A 22,970-nucleotide genomic window follows, 5' to 3' on the forward strand; every position below is an offset into this window, starting at 1 on the left:
ACTGCAAACGCCTTGATTTTGCTCCCGATTTTTGGCAAAACCGCTAAAATACTCTACTATCAGTCATCGGAGAGAGGAGATTAACCCGATAGGCAGATACCAGTCCTGGCAAAACCTGTGTTATAAGTATTTATATTTCTTAACTTTTGTTTACCAAATGCTTATATCTTCGACGGGGCTAGCCGAAATCAAAGCCAATATCAAGAAAAATATATTTTTCGGTAACAAGCCAACCCCGCAACTGATGGCAATTTTACTCGTATACTTCGTTCAAGGCATTCTGGGACTCGCACGACTCGCCGTTAGCTTCTTTCTCAAAGATGATTTAGGAATGACACCTGCGGAAGTCTCAGCGATGTTGGGAATCATTGCTTTACCTTGGGTGATCAAACCTGTATTTGGCTTCATCTCCGACGGTTTACCGATTTTGGGCTATCGTCGCCGACCCTATCTAATCTTATCAGGTTTTCTCGGTGCGATCGCCTGGATTGCTCTAGCAACCGTAGTTAATAGTCCCCTCGCAGCCACTTTAGTCATTACCCTCAGTTCCCTCTCTGTCGCCATCAGTGATGTCATTGTAGACTCATTAGTTGTTGAAAGGGCGCGTCAAGAATCTCTGAGTGATGTGGGTTCGCTACAATCTTTGTGTTGGGGAACTTCGGCTTTAGGGGGATTAATTACCGCCTATTTAAGTGGTTTTCTCTTAGAAATTTTTAGCGTACAAACAATATTTCTGATTACCGCAAGTTTCCCTTTAATTGTTTGCGGTGTGGCTTGGTTAATTACAGAAGAAAAAGTGAATGGCGATCGCTCTAATTTAGATACCGTTAAACAACAATTGAGTCAACTCCGTCAAGCCGTAACCCAAAAAACAATCTGGCTACCGATGGCGTTTGTATTCATCTGGCAAGCCACTCCAACGGCGGATTCTGCCTTCTTTTATTTCACCACAAACGAACTGGGATTTCAACCGGAATTTTTAGGGCGAGTTCGCCTCGTCACCAGTATTGCTTCTTTGTTAGGCGTTTTCCTGTTTCAACGCTTTTTTAAAACCGTTCCCTTTCGGAAAATATTCGCTTGGTCTACCGTTTTCTCATCACTTCTCGGGATGACAACCCTGTTGCTAGTGACTCATGCGAACCGTGCTTTAGGAATAGATGATTATTGGTTTAGTTTGGGCGATAGTCTGATTTTAACCGTCATCGGACAAATCGCCTATATGCCTGTTTTAGTGTTAGCGGCGCGTTTGTGTCCGCCAGGAGTGGAAGCAACATTATTTGCCTTATTAATGTCGGTTTCCAATTTAGCAGGACTCCTCTCCTATGAATCTGGCGCATTATTAACGCATCTGTTTGGAGTCACCGAAAATCAATTTGACAACCTTTGGTTACTGGTAATTCTGACAAATCTTTCTACACTTCTTCCCCTGCCTTTTATTAACTGGTTGCCCCATGTTAACGCCCAAAATGAGGGAGAAGATTCTCATCCCCAAACGCCCATTTCTGCAAAAATTGGACATCACCATGTTCCCGATTATGTCCCCGAATATGAAGGAATTGGAATTCGAGATTAGGGTAAAATCCAAGAACGTCTGAGTCAATTTTTGTCTGAACCTCTATTCAACCTCTCACAGTCGCCCAAGGAACAATGACCAACCTAGAAACGCCAAAACCTGTTGTTAAAGAAGGATTATCTTACAACACCAAAGACTGGCAAAAAGGCTATCAATCTCAACCCAATGAATACGACTATCCCATAGAAGATATTGAAGGAGAAATTCCGCCTGAATTAGCAGGAACCCTGTATCGAAACGGCCCCGGTTTATTGGATATTAACGGTTATCCCCTGCGTCATCCGTTTGACGGAGATGGCATGATTTCAGCCATTACATTTTCTCAGGGTCGCGCCCATTATCGTAACCGTTATGTGCGGACTCAGGCCTATGTTGAAGAACAAAAAGCAGGAAAACCCCTCTATCGGGGTGTATTTGGAACTCAGAAACCGGGCGGTTTGTTGGCGAATGCCTTTGATTTTCGGTTAAAAAATATTGCCAATACTCAAGTGATTTATTGGGGCGGTAAATTATTAGCCTTGTGGGAAGCTGCCGAACCTTATCAACTCCATCCCCAAACTTTAGAAACCATTGGACTTGATAACCTCAATGGCATTTTACAACCGGGTGATGCGTTTTCCGCTCATCCTTGTATTGATCCTCATTGTGAGTTTGATGGCGGTGAACCTTGTTTAGTTAACTTCTCGATTAAACCCGGATTATCCACTACAATTACAATCTACGAACTCAATCCCCAAGGCAAACTTTTACGCAAACACGCCCATTCAGTACCGGGATTTGCCTTTATTCACGATTTCGTGATTACTCCAAATTACTGCATTTTCTTTCAAAATCCCGTTCGTTTTAATCCTCTACCTTTTCTGTTTGGGTTGTGTGGGGCGGGAGAATGTGTTGAATTTAAACCGAAACAACCGACAAGGATTTTAGTGATTCCTCGAAATCAAAAACAACAACCCGGAATTAGGTGTTTTGAAACTCAGTCTGGGTTTGTTTTCCATCACGCCAACGCCTACGAAAAAGGAGATGAAATTTGTGTTGATTCGATTTGTTATGAATCGCTTCCGGGTGTAGATCCGCAAGCTGATTTCCAAGATACTGATTTTACCACCCTCGCGCCGGGGCAATTGTGGCATTTTGATATTAATCTAAAAACAGGTAAAGTCGAACGTCAACAAATCGACAGTCGTTGTTGTGAATTTCCCAGCTTACATCCCGAATGGGTGGGGCGTGCTTATCGTTATATTTATATCGGCGCCGCCCATGACGCGGAAGGAAATGCACCCCTACAAGCGGTTCTCAAGCTAGACTTACAGACAGGTGAACGTCAACTCTGGAGTGCAGCCCCTCACGGCTTTTCCGGTGAACCTGTGTTTGTTCCTCATCCCAACGGTGTGAATGAAGATGATGGCTGGCTGTTGACATTAGTCTATGATGCGTGTTATCATAGATCTGATATTGTGATTTTAGATGCAAAAGATATTAATCAGCCCGTTGCTAAACTGCATCTCAAACATCACATTCCCTACGGTTTACACGGGACGTTTGCTCAGATTTAAAGATTAAAGTTGTCTTCGCTGCATTAGATTCCATGCCTTTTCCTCAAGGGGAGGGTGTGGAATTTGAATAGATTGGGGTTAACTGGGTTGTTTGTTCAAATCGATCTAGCCTAATCTGATCCAGTAATGCTACTGTGGAGTCAAACTCCTAGCTGGGATTAACTCAGGTTGGTCTAGGCAAGATTCTGGGGAAACCTCTACTCATCTACTCTTATTCAGCGATGCCTCAAGAAGCGTCTACAGTGGAAATCCGGTTTAGTATCGTCATCACCACTTACAATCGCTTGAATTTGTTAAAACGGGCGATTGACTCAGCTTTAAAGCAAACGATACCCTGTGAGGTGGTGGTTGCAGATGATTGTTCCTCCGATGGGACTGAAGAATATGTCAAGGGTTTGTGTCAATCTCAGCCGCAACACAGCGATCGCCGTTTGATTTACCATCGTAATCATAGCAATAGTGGTCACTGCAAAACCATGAATTTAGGCGTAAGTGTGGCATCGGGAGAGTGGATCAAGCCTCTTGATGATGATGATTATCTTGCACCCAATTGTTTAGAAGAAATTCGGCAAGCGATCGCCATTCATCAAACGACAATTACACCAGAAACTCACTCGAAAGCGGTTATTTGTTCTTGCCAAGCTGCACAGATTGACCCCAATGGACGAGAACTCAGTCGAACTCGAATTGTTGGCCCCGGAAAAGCATTTTATATTCCTCAAGAAGACATTCATTATGGAATGTTACTGGAACAAGTTCCCTTTGGGACTCCTGTACAAGTGGCTTATCAGCGAGATGCGTTTATTAAGTCGGGTGGTTGGGATTCCAGTGTAGATTTGAATTGTGATGATATTGATTCTTGGATTAAAATAGCTCAGTTTGGCGATGCTATTTTTATTAATCGTTGTCTAGGTTTCCGAACGATTTGGTCTGGAGCTTATAGTCAAAAGCTGACCCCCGAAAAGCGACTAAAAATGAATATTTTAATGAAAGAGAAAATTTATCCTCTGGTTCATCAAAAGCATCATCATCGGCTTCCTGACCTTGATCAGATTCGCAATTATTTAAGATTACATTGGGGATTAGTTGCCTTGAAAACTGCGAAAATTAATCCAGCGTTGAAGATGGTTTCTTCTGCTATTTTATCAGCGAAAGCTTGGAAAATGCTGTTGTTATCAATAGCAACTCGTCAGCAGTCTAAACTCTCGGGATTAGCTTCTGAATTAAAAAGTAATTCTTCCTCAGTCAATCCAGATTTAGAAGCAGAGATTTCTGATTCTCAGCAACTAAAAACCTATCTTAAACTTCAGGGGGGTTTAAAGGCAGTTCAACGGGGAAAAATCAATAAAGCCTCAAAATTTTTATTTCCCTCCCTATTGTCTCCTAGCAATTTAAAGCTATTTATGAATCTTTTGATTTTAGAAAATAATAAAGAGATTATTACCATTCAGAAAAATATTTTAATTCAGTAAAACAACAGATTAACATTCAAAAATGTGGAAAACTGCCAAAACTTTACTCACGACTTACTATGCCTATATGTTAGAGTATCGGGCAGAACTTTTTTTATGGGCATTGTCAGGTTCATTGCCTTTTATAGTCATGGGAATCTGGATAAAAGCCGCTCAATCTCAAGAACTCGCCCTACAACCTGTTGAATTTGCCCGTTATTTTCTAGCGGCTTTTATCGTCCGACAATCTAACGTGGTTTGGGTGATTTGGGAATTTGAAAAAGAAGTTGTCCAAGGAAAATTATCACCGCGATTATTACAACCGATTGATCCCGTTTGGCATCATTTTCTCTCTCACATCGCCGAACGATTTGCTCGATTTCCGTTTATTATAGGATTGGTATTGCTGTTTTTTAGTCTTTATCCTCAAGCCTTTTGGATACCTAATTTTACCACAATTTTAACCTTTATTTTGATAATATTTGTAGCTTTTTGCTTGCGGTTTGTGATTCAATATACCTTAGCCCTAACTGCCTTCTGGATAGAACGGGCATCCGCCTTAGAAAATATTTGGCTTCTTCCCTATTCCTTTTTGTCTGGAATCATCGCCCCCCTAGAAATGTTTCCGCCAACCCTGCGAGAAATTATTCTCTGGACACCGTTTCCTTACTTAGTCCATTTTCCCGCGTCAGTATTAGTCGGAACAACAACCGATATTGGGCGAGGATTATTAGTCATGTTAGGTTGGGGTATTGTAATGTTTGTATTGAACCGTTGGTTATGGCGAAAAGGACTGCGACAATATTCAGGAATGGGCGCTTAATAACTGAGAGTCAATTCTATTCAACGTCAACAATTCACCTCAAATTCTACAGACAATCGCTATATTAGAATTATCCCTCAAACAAATAAGATATCCAACAAGCCTTAATTTTTCCATTGTCCAAAACCACCTACGCGGAACACCAAAACGATGATAGCCCTTTCTGACCATTATCCCCTAACTCCAGAACAATACCTGGAACTCGAAACTCAAAGCCCTGTCAAACACGAATATATTGATGGCGAAATCTACGCAATGGCAGGAACAACCGACACCCATAACACAATTGCAGGAAACCTGTTTACTCTCATTCGCAGCCACCTACGCGGAACAAACTGCCGTGTTTATTTTGCCGATATTAAAGCCCGTCTCGAACAATGCAACTGCTTTTATTATCCCGATATTCTCGTAACTTGTGACCCCCAAGACCAAGAAACTGCTACCTATAAACGCTTTCCTAAACTAATTATTGAAGTGCTTTCTGCAAGTACCGAAGCCTTTGATAGAGGAGACAAATTCAACGACTACCAAACTTTAGACAGTCTGGAAGAATATGTTTTAGTAAACACTAAACATCAACGAGTTGAAATTTTCCGACGCAACGAACAAGGGGGATGGATTTTTAAAACCTATACTCCTAGCGAAGCGACTTTTCCTTTGCAAAGTTTAAATTTAACGGTATCCTTGACTGATCTTTATGAAGATGTCACCCTTGAGAAAGAATCAACAGCAACTGCTGATATCATGTCCGGTTGAACAGTTATAAATAAACGACAGAGGAGTCAGGAGTCAGGAGTCAGGAGTCAGGGGTCAGGAGTCAGGAGTCAGGAGTCAGGAGTCAGGAGTCAGGAGTCAGGAGTCAGGAGTCAGGAGTCAGGAGTCAGGAGGAAATCAAGAAGAAGAAAGAGGAGGATTATGAGAAAGTTTTTTATCACTAATTATCCGGCCATGATATAACTGGTAGGAGTAATTCATGAATTACCCCTACAAGACTGATCACTGTAAAAACTCCCTATCAATCATCTATAGCCAACATTTAAGGATTTTAGATAACCTTATTCAACGTCGAGAATCAACTCATAATTAATCGGCTCTTTGGAATCAGAAACTACGACAATTTCATAATAACCTGTATCATCTAACTGTCCTGACCAACTCTGAAGTCTCGCATCTTCCAGTATTGTTTTAGCTTTTTTGCGGCGACTCGGAGTATAGACAGAAAGAAAAGTAGATTTCTGTGGCACGTTTAATTTTATCCGTAAATTTTGCTTCCGTTTTAGCCAAGCAATATAGACTTTTCCCTCACCCGGTTGTAAGACTCCTTGTATCAGTTTATTGCTGGCATTCTCATCAAACTGAACCTCTTTTAGATTCTGCCCTTGCTGTAACAACTTTAATTGATCCGCACTTAAGGCTTGCCAAACCTGACCAATAGGCAAATCCAGTAAATTTTGACCACGAGGTTGTTCAGAAAATAAATAGAAAAATCGAGCATCCGATAAATCTTCTAAGGCACGACTACTTAAATTTAACGCATCGGCATCCCTCTTCCACTGTTCAAGATCAGCGACGGTGTACTGTCCTAATTTACGGCGAGATTCATCACTAATTACAGCGAGTCGATTTAACACATCATAAGCCGTTTTATCCCATCGTTTTCGCCAGGAAGCATCAGCAGAATCAGACGTTAACGTTCGGCCCCTTTGAGTGGGATAACGATGATAAAATTCCTCATTCACCAGTTCAATCAAATATTGATAATCGACACCTAACTCTTGACGGCGATTTTGGATAAACTCCTGACGTTGCAGTTCACCCATCGCTGTAAATTGGCTATCTTCTGATTTGGGGAGGCGATTCATCCAGTAAGAACCACTCATCCAACCAATTCCCCCCATAACCACCATAGAAACCGTGACTAACAGTACCGTTCTCCAAGTTGAAGATAAATTCCAGGGAAGTTTCAGCCATTGATATTGGGTTTTTTGGAGAACTGTGTTTGGAGTCGCAGCAATAGGGGTAGGAATTGGCATTTCTACGGGCGGAGGCTGGGTTAACACCACAGGCAAATGATCGATCTCCGGCGGGGTTTGTGTGGGAATATGAGGGAGTACAACTGGGGTATCGTTGAGCGCTTGTAGGACTTGCGAGGCGCTTTGATAGCGATCCTCGGGTTTGTACGCCAACATTTTATCCAAAATTGCGGCTAACTTCGGATTGACTGTTGCTTGCGATCGCCAATTCCAGGTGAGATGATAACTATCAATCAGATGCTGGGGTTCTTTTCCGGTCAACATAACCACCATCGTCGCCGCCAAGCTATACAAATCACTGTGAGGAGAAGCAATTCCCATCTGCATTTGTTCTTCGGGAGCATAACCCAGTTTTCCCAAACGAGTCGCAGGACTGGGCGGAAGCTGACGAACACCCAATTCAGAATCAACCTTGGCTTTAATCTGTTTTACACCTCCAAAATCAATCAAAACCGGTAATCCATCAGCTTGACGTCGAATCACATTATCGGGAGAGATATCGCGATGAATCACCCCATGAGAGTGAATGTATTGCAGCACAGGTAATAGCTGCAACATAACTTGTGTCACTTCCAGTTCACTGAAGCGAGTTCCCTGGCTTTTGTATTGGGTGATTAATTCTCGATAGGTTGAACCCTTGACATAATCTTGAACGACAAACAAATAACCCTTGCCATCAATTTTCTCACGGAACAGTTCTCGAAAACAAGGAATTTGCGGATGTTTGAGTTGATAGAGAATTTGGGCTTCTCGTTCAAAGAGTTCTTGAGACTTTTGCAAGCCATAACTTCCTTGAACTTGCGGGGCGAATTCCTTTAACACACATAGTTCGTTAAACCGATACTGATCTTCTGCTAAGTAGGTGCGTCCAAAACCACCATGCCCCAATTGGCGCATAATGTGATAATGGTTTCGCAGGATCATGCCCGGATAAATGGAGGTACTCATGGATTTGAGGGATGAAACTCAGGGTTCAAGTTGAGTCGGGTGTAGTAAATTTTAGATTAGCAGTCGATCTGAGAATCCAATTCAATAGGCTCCCATGCCCAATTTACATTAGAGACAGTGATCATCACGGGTATAGCCATCTTGATCAGATCAAGACCAGGGACAACAATTAAAGTTGATCAAGAGGGTTCACTGGTATTTTAAGCCTTATCAGCCCTTTTGCGAGACCGTCGCAGGGTCAACCCAGGAACTTTGAGAGATTTACATGATTTTTACAACTCTCCCTATTGGATTTTACACAAGGCTCTGGTTTTCTGGGGTTTAGGCTATCTATATTGGGACAATACGAACTCAAACCCCTTATTGATCTGATTTGGGGATGTTGCTTGTATTAATCCAATGTTAAGAACTTGAAAAACCCAATGACAACAATGCCACGCATTGCTTCTGCTGCGGCTATTATCGGGACTTTAGCGTTTCCCGGTGTGAATGCTTTACCCAGTCAAGCGGCTTTATTAGTGGGGAATACAGAAGGAAATAATATTCTCCTGTTTGATGAACAAAACGGCGAATTTTTGCGTGAATTTATCGCACCCGGAAGTGGAGGATTACTTTCTCCAGATGACTTGAATTTTGGCCCTGATGGCAACCTATATATTACCAGTGGAACAACGCCGGAAACTTCGGCTATCCTCCGTTACAATGGGATCACCGGAGAATTTATCGATATCTTTGCTTCGGGTAACGGCTTATTTCGGCCTTATGGGGCGGCGTTTGGGCCGGATGGCTACCTCTATGTCAGCAGTTTTTTGAGTGACGAAATCCTGCGTTTTGATGGGCTGACAGGGGCGTTTGTGGATGTATTTGCCTCCGGTAACGGTCAACCTGGAGGGTTAAATGGGCCAAATGATTTGTTGTTTAGCCCCGATGGTAGTCTCTATGTGACGACTGAGGGGAGTATTGCCACCAATGGTCAGGCTGACTTTAGCGCAGGTCTTCCCAGTCAGGTGTTGCGTTTTGATCTTGCCACAAAAACCTCGACGGTATTTGCTGAACCGACGCCCTCACCCGATAGTTTTGGCTTTGTCAGTTTATTGGGGTTAGCGTTGGGGTTTGAGGGAGATTTATGGGTCAGTGATTTTGCCAATGATATTCGCCGCTACGATCTAGAAACGGGTGATTTAGTGAGTGTTTTATCTACAAACTACACGGGAACAATTCCAAGTAATAATTTTATTGGGAATTTAACTTTTGACCCTAATAACATCCTTTATGCAGTCGGTTTTGATTTTACAAATGGTAATGTTGGAGCGATTCTGCGCTACGATGGCATTACGGTCGAACCGTTGCCTTCTGTCGGAAATACCAGTGCAGTTTTTGTTGCGCCGAATGACAAGTTACTCCGTCCTATTGGGATCACTTTTACCACACAGATTCCTCTGAAAACAGTGCCGGAACCCGTTTCTGTGTTAAGTTTGCTAGCAATTGGAGTTTGGGGAATTCAGACTAAATTCCGTCGATAATCCTTTTTTGATCTTGAATAAATTCGGCAACAGATTAGCCCTCGGCAAACGCCGGGGGTTTATTTTATAGACAGCAAATTTGTAGATATAAAAATAAATCTTAATGACGGCTAAAATTTACATATTTAAATAGTAAAAATTAGTTATTAAAAATATAAGTTAACTCCCAAATAAAATGATTTAATTTTTAGGGGTTATCAAGATTATGGGGAAGAGAAAAAATTAAAAAACACTAATGATTATATGTTTTGTTATAGCCAGAACAAAAAAGAGATTCATTGAAAAATGTTAGAAAAGTTAGATTTACAATTCTTAATATATCTTTTGATTAGACTCAAAATCTGGTAAATTAGAAGGATGGATTTTGTGCTTTTCAATCGTCAACCCTGTTTTCAGCTAGCTGAGATTGTATGTTCTAAGGCTTTTTTCGTTATTTTTCAAACAAAACAAATCAGTTATATGTACTTAAATTTGCATAATTTGGGATATTTAATCCGGGTTTAATCAAAATAAATTTGTATTTTTTCAAATTACCAAAACCCATTAATCTTTAAAATTACCCCGCAAAAAAAGTTTGATTTATATGAAAATACATCCCCGAAATTTTAAATCAATAAAAAGAGAAAAATCCCATCGATATCACGTCCAGAAATTCACCTCAAACTTGAGACGAGACTCACTTAAACAAGAACTGCAACAGTTAAAAGCTTTGCATCAGCATATTTTTAGTAATATTTCTGATGTTGTTGTAATCACCGATCAGGCTGGAGAGTTTATTTATATTAGCCCAAACGTTAATATTTTGTTTGGCTATAGCCTGCCCGAAGTCCAAAACATGGGAAATTTGAGTCAACTGTTCGCACAGATAGGGCTGAATGAGAGTTTATTAAAGACAACCGAAGAACAAAGTAATATCGAATCTCCAGTTACCGATAAAGACGGTAAAAAACGCAGAATTTTAGTCAAAATTAAGTGGTTATATTTCGATAAAACAACAATATTGTATAATTTTTCTGAGATTACCGAACAGAAAAACATCCAAAGCGATGATCAATTACAACAGTCTCAACAAGTCTATCAGTCGTTAGTTGATTCTCTCAACGGCTTAGTTTGGGAGTTTGACTTGTCTACTCAAAAAATATCTTTTGTCAGTCAAAAAGCCGAACAAATTTTAGGATATCCCATCGAATTTTGGTTGAGTGAAGCTAATTTCTGGAACAATCATATTCATCCCGAAGATCGTCAACGGGTACTTGACTCTAAGTATCAAATGGTAGAGTCTTTACAGGATAGCCAAATCGAGTATCGGATGATAGCCGCAGATGGACGTATTGTATGGGTACAAGATATTGCGAGTATTGTAATTGAAAACGGTCAAGCTATCAAACTTCGCGGCGTTATGGTTGATATTAGTGAACGTCAAGCCGCTTTAAAAGAACACAAACAAGTAGAAATTACATTACAACAAACTATCGAACGAGAGAAACTTTTAGCCGCCACCGCTCAACGGATTCGTCAATCTCTTGATTTAGATAAAATTCTCAATACAACTGTAATGGAAGTTCGACAACTTTTGCAAGCAGATCGAACGGTTATTTTTCGTTTTGAACCAGACTGGAGTGGGGTTGTGATCGTCGAGTCGGTAATCACGCCGGAATTATCAATTTTAGACACAAATATCTACGATCCCTGTTTTTCAAAAACTTATATTGAACAGTACCAACAAGGTCGAATTAGAGCGATAGAAGATATTTTAAAAGCAAATCTGACTGACTGTTATATCAATTTATTATCTCAGTTTCAGGTGAGGTCAAATTTAGTCGTTCCGATTTTGCAAGGGGAAAAATTATGGGGGTTATTAATTGCTCATCAATGCGATCAACCGAGACAATGGCAACCCCATGAAACCGAATTGCTGGAACAACTCGCTACTCAAGTTGGAATTGCGATCGGACAAAGCCAACTTTATCAACAAACTCAACGTCAAGCTCAACGAGAACAAGCTCTTAATCAAGTCATTCAAGCCATTCGTACCTCTTTAAATTTAGAAAAAATCTTCTCAACTGCCACCGAAGAAGTCTGTAAATTACTGCAAGTTGAACGAACCATTATTGCTCGATATTTAGCTGATCAAAAGCTGTGGCGAAATGTCGCTGACTACCATCTTTCTCCCGATGCTCCAAGTGCTTTTGGGTTAGAATTTTCCGCTCAAGAGAATGAAATGACCACGAGACTAAAGCGGCTAAAGGTGTTTAGAATTGATAATGCTAAGTATTATCCAGAAGCGTTTAATCAAGACTATGCTGACTCTTTTCCGGGAACTTGGTTGATGATACCGTTACACTTTGATTCGGTATTATGGGGCAGTTTAAGCTTGGTGAGAAACCATCATCATTCCTCTTGGGAAACCTGGGAAATTGAATTAGCGAGTGCTGTTGCAGATCAATTAGCAATTGCCATTAAACAATCGGAACTTTATCAGCAACTCGAACAATTAGCAATCCTTGATGGATTGACACAAATTGCTAACCGTCGATATTTTGATCAATATTTAGATCAGGAGTGGAAACGAGCGCAACGAGAACAACATTCTTTATCATTGCTGTTATTAGATGTCGATCATTTTAAACTTTATAACGACACCTACGGACATCAAGCAGGAGATTATTGTTTGCAACAAGTCGCTCAAACTATTCAGCAAAGCCTCAAACGTTCTAGCGATTTAGTTGCTCGTTATGGCGGCGAAGAATTTGTTGTGCTTTTACCCAATACGAATGCTGAAGGTGCAATTCAAGTCGCTCAACAAATTCACGAAGCTGTTCAAAAACTAGCAATAGAACATTCTTGCTCTTCTGTCAGTGAGTTTGTCACGATGAGTATTGGAATTTCCACCACAATTCCTACCTTATATAATCGCTTTGAAGCCCTAGTCAGTCGAGCAGATAAAGCACTTTATGAAGCCAAACAGCAACGTAATACTTACTGCTTAAGTTATTTAGTTTCGTAATGTTATATCATGTTCGGATAATTAGTGATAAAAAACTTTCTCATAATCCTCCTCTTTCTTCTTCTTGATTTCCTCCTGACTCCTGACTCCTGACTCCTGACTCCTGACTCCTCTGTCGTTTATTTATAACTGTTCAACCGGACATGATATTACAGGTAATATTCTGCATTGAATTGTTCCAGATGATCGATATGACATCTTGAGTAATAGCGGTAATTACATTAATACTTACTGAGTTTCCCAATTGATAAAAGGCTTTTTTGGGATTAGAATGAAGTTGAAAGCTATCGGGAAATCCCTGTAAACGGGCGGCTTCTCTAGGCGTAATTCGACGAACTCTATTATTGTGATAAACTCCAATTCGATTCGCATCACTCGCGACTAAGGTGACAGATACTTTCTCTGGATCGAGAAATTTATAAACTTCAAAAGAGAAGTTACCTGAAACGGGTTTATATTGTCCGTTGGTCATTTGTAAATAACGCTTTTTGACAAGAGACTCTAATATTTTGGGGAGATTCGGATGTTTAAAAAAACTAGCAATTTGTTCAAAATTTAACGGTTTACCATCTTGATGTTTGCCAAATTTTTTCTGGCGTCTTTCCGTTATCAGTAAATTCATTAAATTGATTTCATCTTCGCTACATTCTCCTCGCAAACCCAATTCCCAAGAATGAATAGAATTTCCACCCCGATAGTCAATTAATCTAACTCCATGTAATTTGTTAAAATCTCCCTGAACCACTTTGTTTAAGGCTTGTACAAATTCCGGTGAACAATCAAACGATGAATCTGGATTTTCTTCGAGAATATCTTTGACTTTTGGTGGTAAATCGTTTAAACTATAAGAATTAAGCTGAACTGCATTATAAGCATGAGTATCTTTCGGCCCTACGTCTGAAATCAGGTTAAATTGAGGAGATGCGTTTAATACCCCAATCATGTAAACGCGAACCCGATTTTGAGGTAAGCCAAAGTTAACACTATTTAAAACAAATTTATAAAAACTGTAGCCTCTTAATTGGATTTCATGTTCAATGGTCGCTAAAGTTTTACCGTTATCATGGGTGGTTAAACCCCGCACATTTTCCAAGATTAACACTTTGGGTTTATGGGTGTCAATCAGCCGCATTATTTCAAAAAATAGTGTTCCGCGAATCTCCCCAAAGCCTTGTTTTTTTCCCGCATAGGAAAAAGACTGACAAGGAAAACCAGCGAGTAAAACATCATGTTCAGGTAAAGATTGAATTTGGCGAATATCTCCGGCGGGAATGTGCTGAAAATTTTGAGAATAGACTTGATTGGCGTCGCTATCAATTTCACTAGCTAACACACATTCTCCCCTCAAACCAATAGACTCAATTCCCTTTTCAAACCCTAATCTTAAACCCCCTATTCCCGCAAATAGGTCAATGAACTTAAGCACTACAACTGTATTGATTTCGGTCTATTCTGAAAGATATTATAGCAGTTTTTCGGGTAAATAGAAAACCCAGTTTATTTGCAAAACCGGGTTTATAGCAATATCAGGGCGCAAGCAAGAGCGCCCCTACAAATGGGTTAACCTTGGAACTCAAACGCCCCAATATCAATCACATTGTTAACAATTCGAGGGAATCCGTCACCTCGTTGATCGAACGCTCCGGGAACTGTAAATACGCCCGAAAATTCGGCATCTCCCGCATTAATCGCTGGACTACTTCCTGTTGATAATGCGATCGTTGGAGTGAGTCCCCCATTATCAGCTAAAGTATCGATGAACAAAGCATCAGGCGCAACACCAACAATATCGCCGTTTTGTCCATTTGTTAACCCATTAACACCTGTTGCATTTCCAATTAAGTTATTTCCACCACTATTAACGGGAAACTCTACTCCTGCTGAAATATCAGGATTATTAGGAGCATTATTAGCTGCAACCAGGGTATTTTTGAGATTAGCTGTCTCTAAATTGGTCAAACCTCCACCACCGCTTTCAGCAGTATTGTAAGCAATTGTGCTATTCGTGAGAGTCAATCCACCAAAGTTAAAGATACCCCCTCCCGAATCAGCATTATTGTTAGCAATTGTACTGTTAGTAATCCGAATTGTGCCACCTAAATTCAGGATACCTCCACCATTACTTCCTGTATTATCTGTAATTGTGCTGTTATTAATGGTTAATGAACGGCTTAGGTTAGCAATCGCTCCTCCATTATTAGCTCGACTTCCTTGAATCACACTATTTTCTATCACTACAACGCTTGATGTCGATGAAATATCAATTGCACCACCCCGGCTTCCCTGAGTGGTATTTTCAGCATCATCTATCGTTCCTTCAGCTAATCCGTTCGCAATTGTTAAACCTTCAATTTGAACTATTCCACCATTGATGGTGAAAATGTTAAAGGCTTCTTCAACATCGCGCTGAATCGTTAGGCGATTGGCACCAGGGCCGTCAAACGTAATATTACTGTTAATATTGGGTAATGCTGCAACCAAATTAATCGTATTAACACCAGCAGCTTGAGGAGCAAAGGTAATCGTATCGGCATCAGAAAAGCTTTCAGCATTAATTAACGCTTGTCGCAACGAACCCTCAACCGCATCAAAATAAGCCTGTTCATCGTCAATTTGATCGCTATCCGTTAAACGGGTGACTTGTGTATCATTCGCCAACAGAGTAACCGTTGCTTCGTTATCTTCCGAATCAATCACATATTCAGAAGCGTCAATTTCTGCTATCGTTAACGTCAGGGATTCACTAGCTTCAGCTTGATCATCATCAAGGGGAATTAACGTGATATCCACACTCGCCGCTTGATTGGGAAGCGTTACCGTTGCAGTCGCGGTATTTGTTGCTGCATCAACCACTATCTCAACAGGTTCCTCACCAATTTTCAACTCAAATTCTGGCTGAGTTAATAGCTGAGTTAATAACAGTTTATTGCCTGAAACTGTCAAATTAACGGTTAACTCACCCACCGGATCAGGCGATCGCTGTATACGGAATATACCATTTTGAGCCTCTATTTCTCGACTCAGATCGGCTTCAATCGCATCAGTTTGAATAGCGGTAATAGAAACCGTCGCCGTATCATCATTTTCTATTGTTAAAACTGACTGCGGTTGCGACGTTCCAGCCCGTCCGCCCTCAATTTCCTGACCATTGTTACCAATAATGATGAAATTGTCAAAACTCAATCCCAGCGTTTCATCACTTTCGACGCGATCATCACCTAAAATTTGAATCGGTACGATTTGAGTCGTTTCACCCGGAGCAAACTCAATCGTAATCGGGCTGTTTACATAATCAGTACCCGCTTCGGCAGTTTGCTGAGTCAGAACCACATCCACCCGAGAAGCATTAGTAGTTTCCCCGGAACGAGAGACTTCAACAACGGTTGTTTGATTAACTGCATTACCTTCCACAGTGCTGAAATTCGCCAAAGAAAAATTGTAAACTGGAGGCGAATCATTATCTAAAATCGATAAATTCGCAGTTGGGAACGTGTTACCTGTTTGTCCTTGGGGCGCAAAGTTTTCCAAGCGTAAATTCACCGCTTCGGCTTCTTCTTCTATCGTATCGTCTATGATTTCTAGAGGTATTGTTTGAGTGGTTTCACCGGGCGCAAAATTCACGGTAACTCGTTCGGGTGTAATATCTTCTCCAGGTATAGCGCCGTCTGATGCTGCCGTTGTCAGAACCACATCCACCGAGGACGCCGCCTCGGCATTTCCACTGCGAAGAACAGTTACGACTTCTGTTATCCCGTCATCTTCACTGGCTGTGTACTGACTGGTGGTAAAGTCGTAGGTGGGAATGTCGTCATCATCAACAATAATTAAATTAGCCGTCGGATTTTCCGTCCCAACCTGTTGTCCGGTAGAAGGGGCTAACGATAACCTGACCGTTTTATTCGGCTGCGGAATCACATTTCCGATGATCTCAATGGGAACTGTTGCAATGGTTTGATTCGCTGCAAAATCAACTGTAATTGGCCCTGCGGCAAAGTCAACACCCGGTAAAGCGTTATTAATTCCCTGCAAGTTTACCGTCACTGAAGAAGGATCAAGGCGTCCTGTCCGAATGATTTCAACGACATCATCAACAGTGTTTAAAACATCGCCTTCGGAGGTTGTAAACAAGGAGTTGTTAAACTCGTAGGTTGTGGCGCCGTCATCATCGTTAATTGTGATTGTGGCGGCTGGGTTATTGACACCAACTTGTCCGCCGATAATCGGATTACCATCTGCAATAATTTGGAAGTTATCAAAGCTGAGATTGAGGCTTCTTGAGGGTTGTTCCTCTGTATTGGGAATCAGATCAACGAATACCGATTTTTCGGTTTCTCCAGGTAAAAAGATCAGGGGTGTTGGCTGAGGCGGAGTTTGATAATCGGTTCCCTCAATCGCTGTGCCATCGGTTAAAATAATATCAACTTGTGACTGTAAATCGACATCCGCCGAGCGACTAACAATAATTTCAACTTGTTGCCGATTGTCGGGATCGCCTTCAACCCCAATAAATTCGGCTTTGCTAAAGTCGTAAACAGGGGGATCGGGGGGATCATCGTCGTTGACAATCGTACCTGTGGCGGACTGACCTGCTGGATCAGCTTCATACAAAGTTCCCGATTCTGCGATCGTTAATTCAATCGTTTTATCGGCTTCAAAGATATCATTGGCAACAGGAGTGAGAGTTATTTGAGTTGTAGATTCATTCGGTGCAAAAACAATAGTTCCCTCTCCGTCGGAAAATTCTAAGGCTCCCGTTACGGTATAATCTGTTCCTAACTCAGCACTTCCTGCGATCGCAAAATCAACAATAATCCCTGTTAACAGAGAACCACTAGAACGGCTAAAAGTATAAACTAATCCCTGACCTTGATCTTCTGGAACGTTTGTCGGTGATACGGAAACCGAAACCGTTGAGGCAGTAATCGGCGGAGTGGGAGGAATAGTCAGTGTATCGTCGTCGGGTGTGGGTGTGGGGGTGGGTGTCGGAGTCGGCGTAGGGGGTCGCTCATCATCTTCAATATTAACCACTAATTCGCTCTGTTCCCCAATCGTGGCGCCGCCAATCGGATCAGTTAACCGCAAACTAATCGATTCATCTCCTTCAAATTGATCATCGTTATTAATAGGAATAGTTACTCGTTTGAAGGTTTCAAAGGGAGCAAAAATAACTTCAATTCCTTCAGGGGACAAGTCTAAATCGTCAGACGAAGAATTCGCTTCTGATAGCAACAATTTTCCGCCAACGGTGTTGAGGGGAGAACCTGTCCGTTGAATGCCGATTTCTACAAAAGCAGAAGTTTGATTTTCTCGAATTTGAATGGATTGTTCACTAAACTCCACGACAGAAGTAATTGTCGAGATGGATTTGGTAAAGTTCGAGCGAATCAGAGTATTGCGTTGAGTGGCTTGTAAAATCGCCAATTCTTCCCGACTTTCGCGATCAATAATCGTTGTATCGTTTCCGGTTTGAACGAATTCTAAATCTTCAAATTCTAAATCATCTGTTAAGGCAATTAAATCAAATCCGGCTCGAAAATCAGTAATAATATCTGTTAAGCCGCCATTGAGTGAGCGACCAATCACAAATAAGTCGGCTCCCGCTCCTCCTGTCAGGGTATTCAAGCCTAAGCCTGTGTAGAGGATATCATTATCGAGATCGCCAAATAGTTGGTCATTGCCTTCTAAGTTAACAAGCGTATCATTGCCTTGACCGCCATAGAGGGTATCGCTTCCGCCAATATCACTGATGAAATCATCGCCTTCGTTACCGAATAAAAAGTCGTCTCCTAAGCCGCCTTCAACGGTATCATTCCCAAATTCGCCGAATAAAGAGTCGTTTCCCTCGTCCCCTTGTAATAGATCATCGTCTCGACTTCCGAGAATCGAGTCATTGTCTGAGTTTCCTTGTAGCGTATCATTACCCAGGAAACCAATCAGGGTATCATCCCCTGCTAGTCCTTGAATGAGGTCAGCCTCAAGTGTTCCCTCAAGTAAATCTGGATCTTCAGCACCGATAATATTAGCCATAACACTCGTGTTCGTGAACAGGTGGACAGTTCAAATGTGAATACTGTGAAGGATCATTGTAAAAATGAACACAATCAAGCAGGAGTCTAACGGAGGTGAAGGGAGAATCCCAAACCCTTGCTAGGACTTGACTGTTGCATCTTTAAGGGAATACACATCAGGTGGTTTCAAATCTGTTTTAGCTTACCCACTATGGGCTAGGCTATTAACATTTTTTCAACCGGAAGCAATTCCCAGTAGGTCTTCTGTTGATCAGGTTCTCGTTTACGGTCGCCAAGTGAAATGTAACAGAGTATAAACGACTTTGGGACTCAGGATTACAGATCGTTAAGCGTTTGACGAGAAAGCCTGTTCTGCATGATACTGTCTAGAGGTGTTTACCGATTGCAGTTGACTTACCACCAGGAGAACACTTTGAATTCACATTCACAGATGACACAATATCCGTCTTGTTCACTGCATCACGATGTCAGCGAGTATGTGGCTGACCTTCAACTTCACATGACGTTGCAGGCTCGTAACTTGGTTCCCGCTTTGACTCAAGAAGGTAAAGATAGTCGCGAGCAAATGTTACAACAAACTCAAGCTTATTTTGAAAAAATGGCTTCTCGACAAGCCAATTCGATGTCTCTATAGATTAATCCTTAAAAGTTGTGATCAAAGCAGACTAGAAACTCGAAGTTCACATTCAGTAGAGAGTCTGCTTTTACTTATTTAGATTTTTGGTCGGTTTAATCAGGGGATTGAATCACAGGAATTTCAAGCCGTTGATAGTCTTGAACCGATTCAGAAATGAGCTGATTTCGGATGGCAATCAAATCACAGTAGTCAAATTCATCCGTTCCAAAGACTTCCAGAGCAATCGTTTTTAAAGTATCTCGCGGTTTAACGCTGTAGGAAATCCAACGATAGGACTTTCCATTTAACTTAAATTCGGGCGAAGATAGCAGCCATTTCTGATACTTTTCATCTCTTTTTTTTGCCAAACGAGATTCGCTTTGAGATAAAGCAAATTGCCACACTTGATAACCAACTGAACTTAAATGTAATCCATCTGTTGTGAATTTTGACTGCAAATTACCTGAATGATCGCTAAAGCGAGAATGAAAATCGAGATAAATAGCACCTGCTTGTTGAGCGAGTATTTTAAGTTCTTGGTTGAGTTGCAGAATTTGAGAATTAGGAATCGTAAAAGATAAAAACTGACTGGGTAACAAAGTCGGGAATAAAGATTGAACAAAAAGCTGAGAATTCGGATGTTTTTGTTGTAAATCTTGCAAAATGCGGCGATAGTTTGCTAGAATAATCTTGAGCGGAGTTTTTAACTTTAAATCGTTAATTCCAGCGAGAATATAAATTGCATCCGGTTTAACCGCATCCAAAGCAAACAACCGTTTACAAATTCCTCCGGTTGTATCTCCAGAAATCCCTTGATTTAGCCAAAATCTTCCTTCAGGAAGCAAAGAAGCGGGAAACCACATACTCAGAGAATCCCCCAATAAAACCCCCAAACGTGTAGAATTAGATTGAGAAGCAATGACTTGTTTCATTAACTGAGCTTCATCGTGAAAAATCTGTATCCAGTCCCGAGAAAGGGGAGTAAAAGCAGGAGTTGGTAAACGGGTGTATATTTGCTTGTTATAGAGAGCGACAAGCCGTTGCTGGAACATTTCTAAACCCGTTTTAGGCACAGACATAAGACTAAAAAGTAAAAAAATTTAAGCCAATCTTAGCATCGGACTGGCTTAAATCCTCCCAAACTTGAAAATTCTCAAAAACCCGACAAACATCTTGGTGTTCACACAGGACAAACTGGAGAACACACTTGTATCGTTCAGATGTAGGCTTACCGCAGCGCCGTTTTACCCCAGTTTTTGACCTCAATATACTTTTTTAAAGTGGGTACCTTTGTTGAGCTTGAAGTTTCCGGATGCTAAGTCCGGTATACTGCCACTCAAAGTTTCTCTGGTTCCCGAATATTGAGATTTACAGATCAAAAAAACATAAAGGCAGTCACCAACGCCGCAGCAGAACCTGTTCACTATTATAACTATTCTTGTTCAACTGTGGAGAGGTAAATTTACTTATTTCTTCATCAGGTCTTCCCCGGAACCCCACCTCCCGATACCTGTCATCTATTTACGTGAAATTACGGATTTTCGAGATAGTGAGACATCAACAGAATTCCGTAAATGTCCTGATGCGACTTGAGGGTGGGTAGCAGTAGACTCGAATTAATAAAACACAGCAGGGCAATAGCAATGTTGAAATCAAGGGTAGTGTTTGGGTTAGTCTTAATCATAGGTCTGTTCGCTACGCAAGCTCAAGCCGAAACTGAAAGTGTTAGCTTTACCTTAGTTAATCGTACCAGTCGCAATTTACAAGAGTTCTACGCTTCACCCCCTCAAGTTGAGGACTGGGAAGAAGATATTTTAGGTAGTGAAGTTCTAGGACCTGGAGAATCAGTCACTATTGTAATTGATGATGGTCGCGGAGATTGTCTGTACGACTTCATGGGCGTTTTAGGGCCAAATGCCGAGGGAACAGTCGGAGAAGGGGCTTTAATTCAATCCGGTGTGAGTGTGTGCGATGGCGACACTTACGAATATTATGAGTAGTAGTCTGATTTTTGACAACCGAGAAACCGAACGCACAAACGTTGCAGTATTAGTAACATCGCTCGGAATATAAATCCTTTTGTACTGATCAATCACAATTTTAACGTCTTTTTCAACCGTTCCTAAAGCTTGTCAAACCACTTGAGGATTATTAAAACAAAACCACATAAACCGTTCATCTCCCTCTAACCCAGGGAGTTTGTTTTTTGTTGGTAGAAATTTCCGTAAAAGTTGAGAAGTTCGAGATTAAGTTTCTAGGTCTTCTGGCTTTGTGGCAAAATGTTAAGAGCAATTCAAAACGCTCACATTGTCTGCAATTATCGCCCATGACCTCAACTATCCCCAACCTTCCCAGCAAATACGACCCGTTTACCACCGAAGCCAAATGGCAAACCTACTGGGAGGAGAAACAAACCTTCAAAGCCGACCCCAACCATCCCGGCTCACCCTATTGTATTATGATTCCGCCCCCCAACGTCACGGGAAGCCTGCACATGGGTCACGCTTTCAATAATTCCTTGATTGATACCCTCATTCGTTATCATCGGATGAAAGGCTATAATACGCTTTATCTTCCCGGAACTGACCATGCGAGTATTGCGGTTCATAGTGTTATTGAACGACAACTCAAACAAGAAGGAAAAACCCGTTTTGACTTAGGACGAGAAAAATTTCTTGAACGGGCTTGGGAATGGAAAGAACAATCAAGCGGTACAATTACAGGACAACTGCGACGTTTAGGAATTTCAGCCGACTGGACAAGAGAACGTTTTACCCTCGATGTTGGGTTAGCCAATGCGGTAATTGAAGCCTTTGTTCGGTTGTATGAAGACGGGCTAATTTATCGCGGTCAATACATGGTAAATTGGTGTCCGGCGAGTGAATCTGCGGTGTCAGATGTTGAGGTTGAAAATAAAGAAGTTCAGGGGAATTTGTGGCATTTTCGTTATCCGTTAACAGAAGGAAATGGCTATGTTGAAGTGGCAACAACTCGCCCTGAAACCATGTTAGGCGATACCGCAGTTGCAGTCAATCCCAATGATCCTCGCTACAAACATTTAATCGGAAAAACGGTAACATTACCGATTATGAATCGGGAAATTCCGATTATCGCCGATGAATTTGTAGACCCCGAATTTGGAACAGGTTGTGTCAAAGTAACACCCGCCCACGACCCGAACGATTTTCAAATGGGTCAACGTCATCAACTGCCGATGATTAATATTTTAAATAAAAATGGTTCGTTGAATGAAAACGCCGGAAGCTTTGAAGGACAAGATCGATTTGTCGCCCGAAAAAATGTGGTTAAACAGTTGGAAAAAGAGGGATTTTTAGTTAAAATAGAAGATTATAAACATAGTGTTCCCTATAGCGATCGCGGAAAAGTTCCTATCGAACCGCTATTATCAAC

The 22,970-nt window shown here is 41.3% G+C and carries 14 protein-coding genes and 1 other RNA gene; 10 read left to right on the forward strand and 5 right to left on the reverse strand.

Annotated features, from left to right (window positions below):
* Positions 1–157: 157 nt before the first annotated feature.
* The 5 genes from WN50_RS20355 to WN50_RS20375 all read left to right on the forward strand — a co-directional run bounded on the left by WN50_RS20355 (position 158) and on the right by WN50_RS20375 (position 6,159).
* Positions 158–1,573: a folate/biopterin family MFS transporter gene (locus WN50_RS20355; RefSeq protein WP_046277141.1), complete on the forward strand. Its 1,416-nt coding sequence runs from the start codon at positions 158–160 to the stop codon at positions 1,571–1,573.
* A gap of 74 nt (positions 1,574–1,647) precedes the next feature.
* Positions 1,648–3,129 carry a carotenoid oxygenase family protein gene (locus WN50_RS20360; RefSeq protein ID WP_046277140.1) on the forward strand — a complete coding sequence of 494 codons (1,482 nt, stop codon included), beginning with the start codon at positions 1,648–1,650 and terminating at the stop codon, positions 3,127–3,129.
* A gap of 221 nt (positions 3,130–3,350) precedes the next feature.
* Entirely contained in the window at positions 3,351–4,601 is a 1,251-nt protein-coding gene (locus WN50_RS20365) for a glycosyltransferase family 2 protein (protein ID WP_049560489.1), read from the forward strand.
* Positions 4,602–4,623: 22 nt separating this feature from the next.
* Positions 4,624–5,403, forward strand: a complete 780-nt coding sequence (locus WN50_RS20370) for an ABC transporter permease (RefSeq protein WP_046279613.1) — start codon at positions 4,624–4,626, stop codon at positions 5,401–5,403.
* A 150-nt stretch (positions 5,404–5,553) separates the two neighbouring features.
* The gene (locus WN50_RS20375; RefSeq protein WP_046279614.1) at positions 5,554–6,159 is read left to right on the forward strand and encodes a Uma2 family endonuclease; all 606 of its coding nucleotides are present in this window, start codon (positions 5,554–5,556) and stop codon (positions 6,157–6,159) included.
* A gap of 299 nt (positions 6,160–6,458) precedes the next feature.
* Here WN50_RS20375 and WN50_RS20380 read toward each other — a convergent pair whose 3' ends face one another.
* Positions 6,459–8,384 (reverse strand): serine/threonine-protein kinase, encoded by a 1,926-nt coding sequence (locus tag WN50_RS20380; protein ID WP_046279209.1) that lies wholly within the window; start codon positions 8,382–8,384, stop codon positions 6,459–6,461.
* A 422-nt stretch (positions 8,385–8,806) separates the two neighbouring features.
* On the opposite strand from WN50_RS20380, the gene WN50_RS20385 reads away from it, so the two are divergent.
* On the forward strand, positions 8,807–9,907 hold the full coding sequence (locus WN50_RS20385; RefSeq protein WP_053221565.1) for a Vgb family protein: 1,101 nt from the start codon (positions 8,807–8,809) through the stop codon (positions 9,905–9,907).
* 664 nt (positions 9,908–10,571) lie between these two features.
* Entirely contained in the window at positions 10,572–12,914 is a 2,343-nt protein-coding gene (locus WN50_RS20390) for a diguanylate cyclase domain-containing protein (RefSeq protein WP_160315413.1), read from the forward strand.
* A gap of 133 nt (positions 12,915–13,047) precedes the next feature.
* On the opposite strand, the gene dcm is transcribed toward WN50_RS20390, so the two are convergent.
* Both dcm and WN50_RS20400 read right to left on the reverse strand, forming a co-directional pair.
* Entirely contained in the window at positions 13,048–14,340 is a 1,293-nt protein-coding gene (gene dcm, locus WN50_RS20395; protein WP_046278251.1) for a DNA (cytosine-5-)-methyltransferase, read from the reverse strand.
* Between the two features lie 134 nt (positions 14,341–14,474).
* Entirely contained in the window at positions 14,475–18,941 is a 4,467-nt protein-coding gene (locus WN50_RS20400; protein WP_046278252.1) for a Calx-beta domain-containing protein, read from the reverse strand.
* 432 nt (positions 18,942–19,373) lie between these two features.
* Between WN50_RS20400 and WN50_RS20405 the strand changes: the two genes are divergently transcribed.
* A complete protein-coding gene (locus WN50_RS20405) occupies positions 19,374–19,577 on the forward strand; it encodes a hypothetical protein (protein WP_046278253.1) in 204 nt (67 codons plus the stop codon).
* A gap of 95 nt (positions 19,578–19,672) precedes the next feature.
* On the opposite strand, the gene WN50_RS20410 is transcribed toward WN50_RS20405, so the two are convergent.
* Positions 19,673–20,638: a GDSL-type esterase/lipase family protein gene (locus WN50_RS20410; RefSeq protein ID WP_049560408.1), complete on the reverse strand. Its 966-nt coding sequence runs from the start codon at positions 20,636–20,638 to the stop codon at positions 19,673–19,675.
* Between the two features lie 145 nt (positions 20,639–20,783).
* Positions 20,784–20,975: non-coding RNA, 6S RNA (gene ssrS, locus WN50_RS31500), on the reverse strand.
* A gap of 227 nt (positions 20,976–21,202) precedes the next feature.
* Between ssrS and WN50_RS31085 the strand changes: the two genes are divergently transcribed.
* Together WN50_RS31085 and WN50_RS20420 are read left to right on the forward strand one after the other, a co-directional pair.
* Entirely contained in the window at positions 21,203–21,559 is a 357-nt protein-coding gene (locus WN50_RS31085; protein WP_046278254.1) for a hypothetical protein, read from the forward strand.
* A 326-nt stretch (positions 21,560–21,885) separates the two neighbouring features.
* Positions 21,886–22,970: class I tRNA ligase family protein (locus tag WN50_RS20420; RefSeq protein ID WP_046278255.1), on the forward strand; the 1,085-nt coding region annotated here is incomplete at its 3' end.

The organism is Limnoraphis robusta CS-951, from assembly GCF_000972705.2.

Excerpts from the sequence above, each read along its gene's own strand:
- WN50_RS20355 (WP_046277141.1), top strand. The coding sequence starts at position 158 with ATGCTTATATCTTCGACGGGGCTAGCCGAAATCAAAGCCAATATCAAG.
- WN50_RS20360 (WP_046277140.1), top strand. The coding sequence starts at position 1,648 with ATGACCAACCTAGAAACGCCAAAACCTGTTGTTAAAGAAGGATTATCT.
- WN50_RS20365 (WP_049560489.1), top strand. The coding sequence starts at position 3,351 with ATGCCTCAAGAAGCGTCTACAGTGGAAATCCGGTTTAGTATCGTCATC.
- WN50_RS20370 (WP_046279613.1), top strand. The coding sequence starts at position 4,624 with ATGTGGAAAACTGCCAAAACTTTACTCACGACTTACTATGCCTATATG.
- WN50_RS20375 (WP_046279614.1), top strand. The coding sequence starts at position 5,554 with ATGATAGCCCTTTCTGACCATTATCCCCTAACTCCAGAACAATACCTG.
- WN50_RS20380 (WP_046279209.1), bottom strand. The coding sequence starts at position 8,384 with ATGAGTACCTCCATTTATCCGGGCATGATCCTGCGAAACCATTATCAC.
- WN50_RS20385 (WP_053221565.1), top strand. The coding sequence starts at position 8,807 with ATGACAACAATGCCACGCATTGCTTCTGCTGCGGCTATTATCGGGACT.
- WN50_RS20400 (WP_046278252.1), bottom strand. The coding sequence starts at position 18,941 with ATGGCTAATATTATCGGTGCTGAAGATCCAGATTTACTTGAGGGAACA.
- WN50_RS20405 (WP_046278253.1), top strand. The coding sequence starts at position 19,374 with ATGACACAATATCCGTCTTGTTCACTGCATCACGATGTCAGCGAGTAT.
- WN50_RS20410 (WP_049560408.1), bottom strand. The coding sequence starts at position 20,638 with ATGTCTGTGCCTAAAACGGGTTTAGAAATGTTCCAGCAACGGCTTGTC.
- WN50_RS31085 (WP_046278254.1), top strand. The coding sequence starts at position 21,203 with ATGTTGAAATCAAGGGTAGTGTTTGGGTTAGTCTTAATCATAGGTCTG.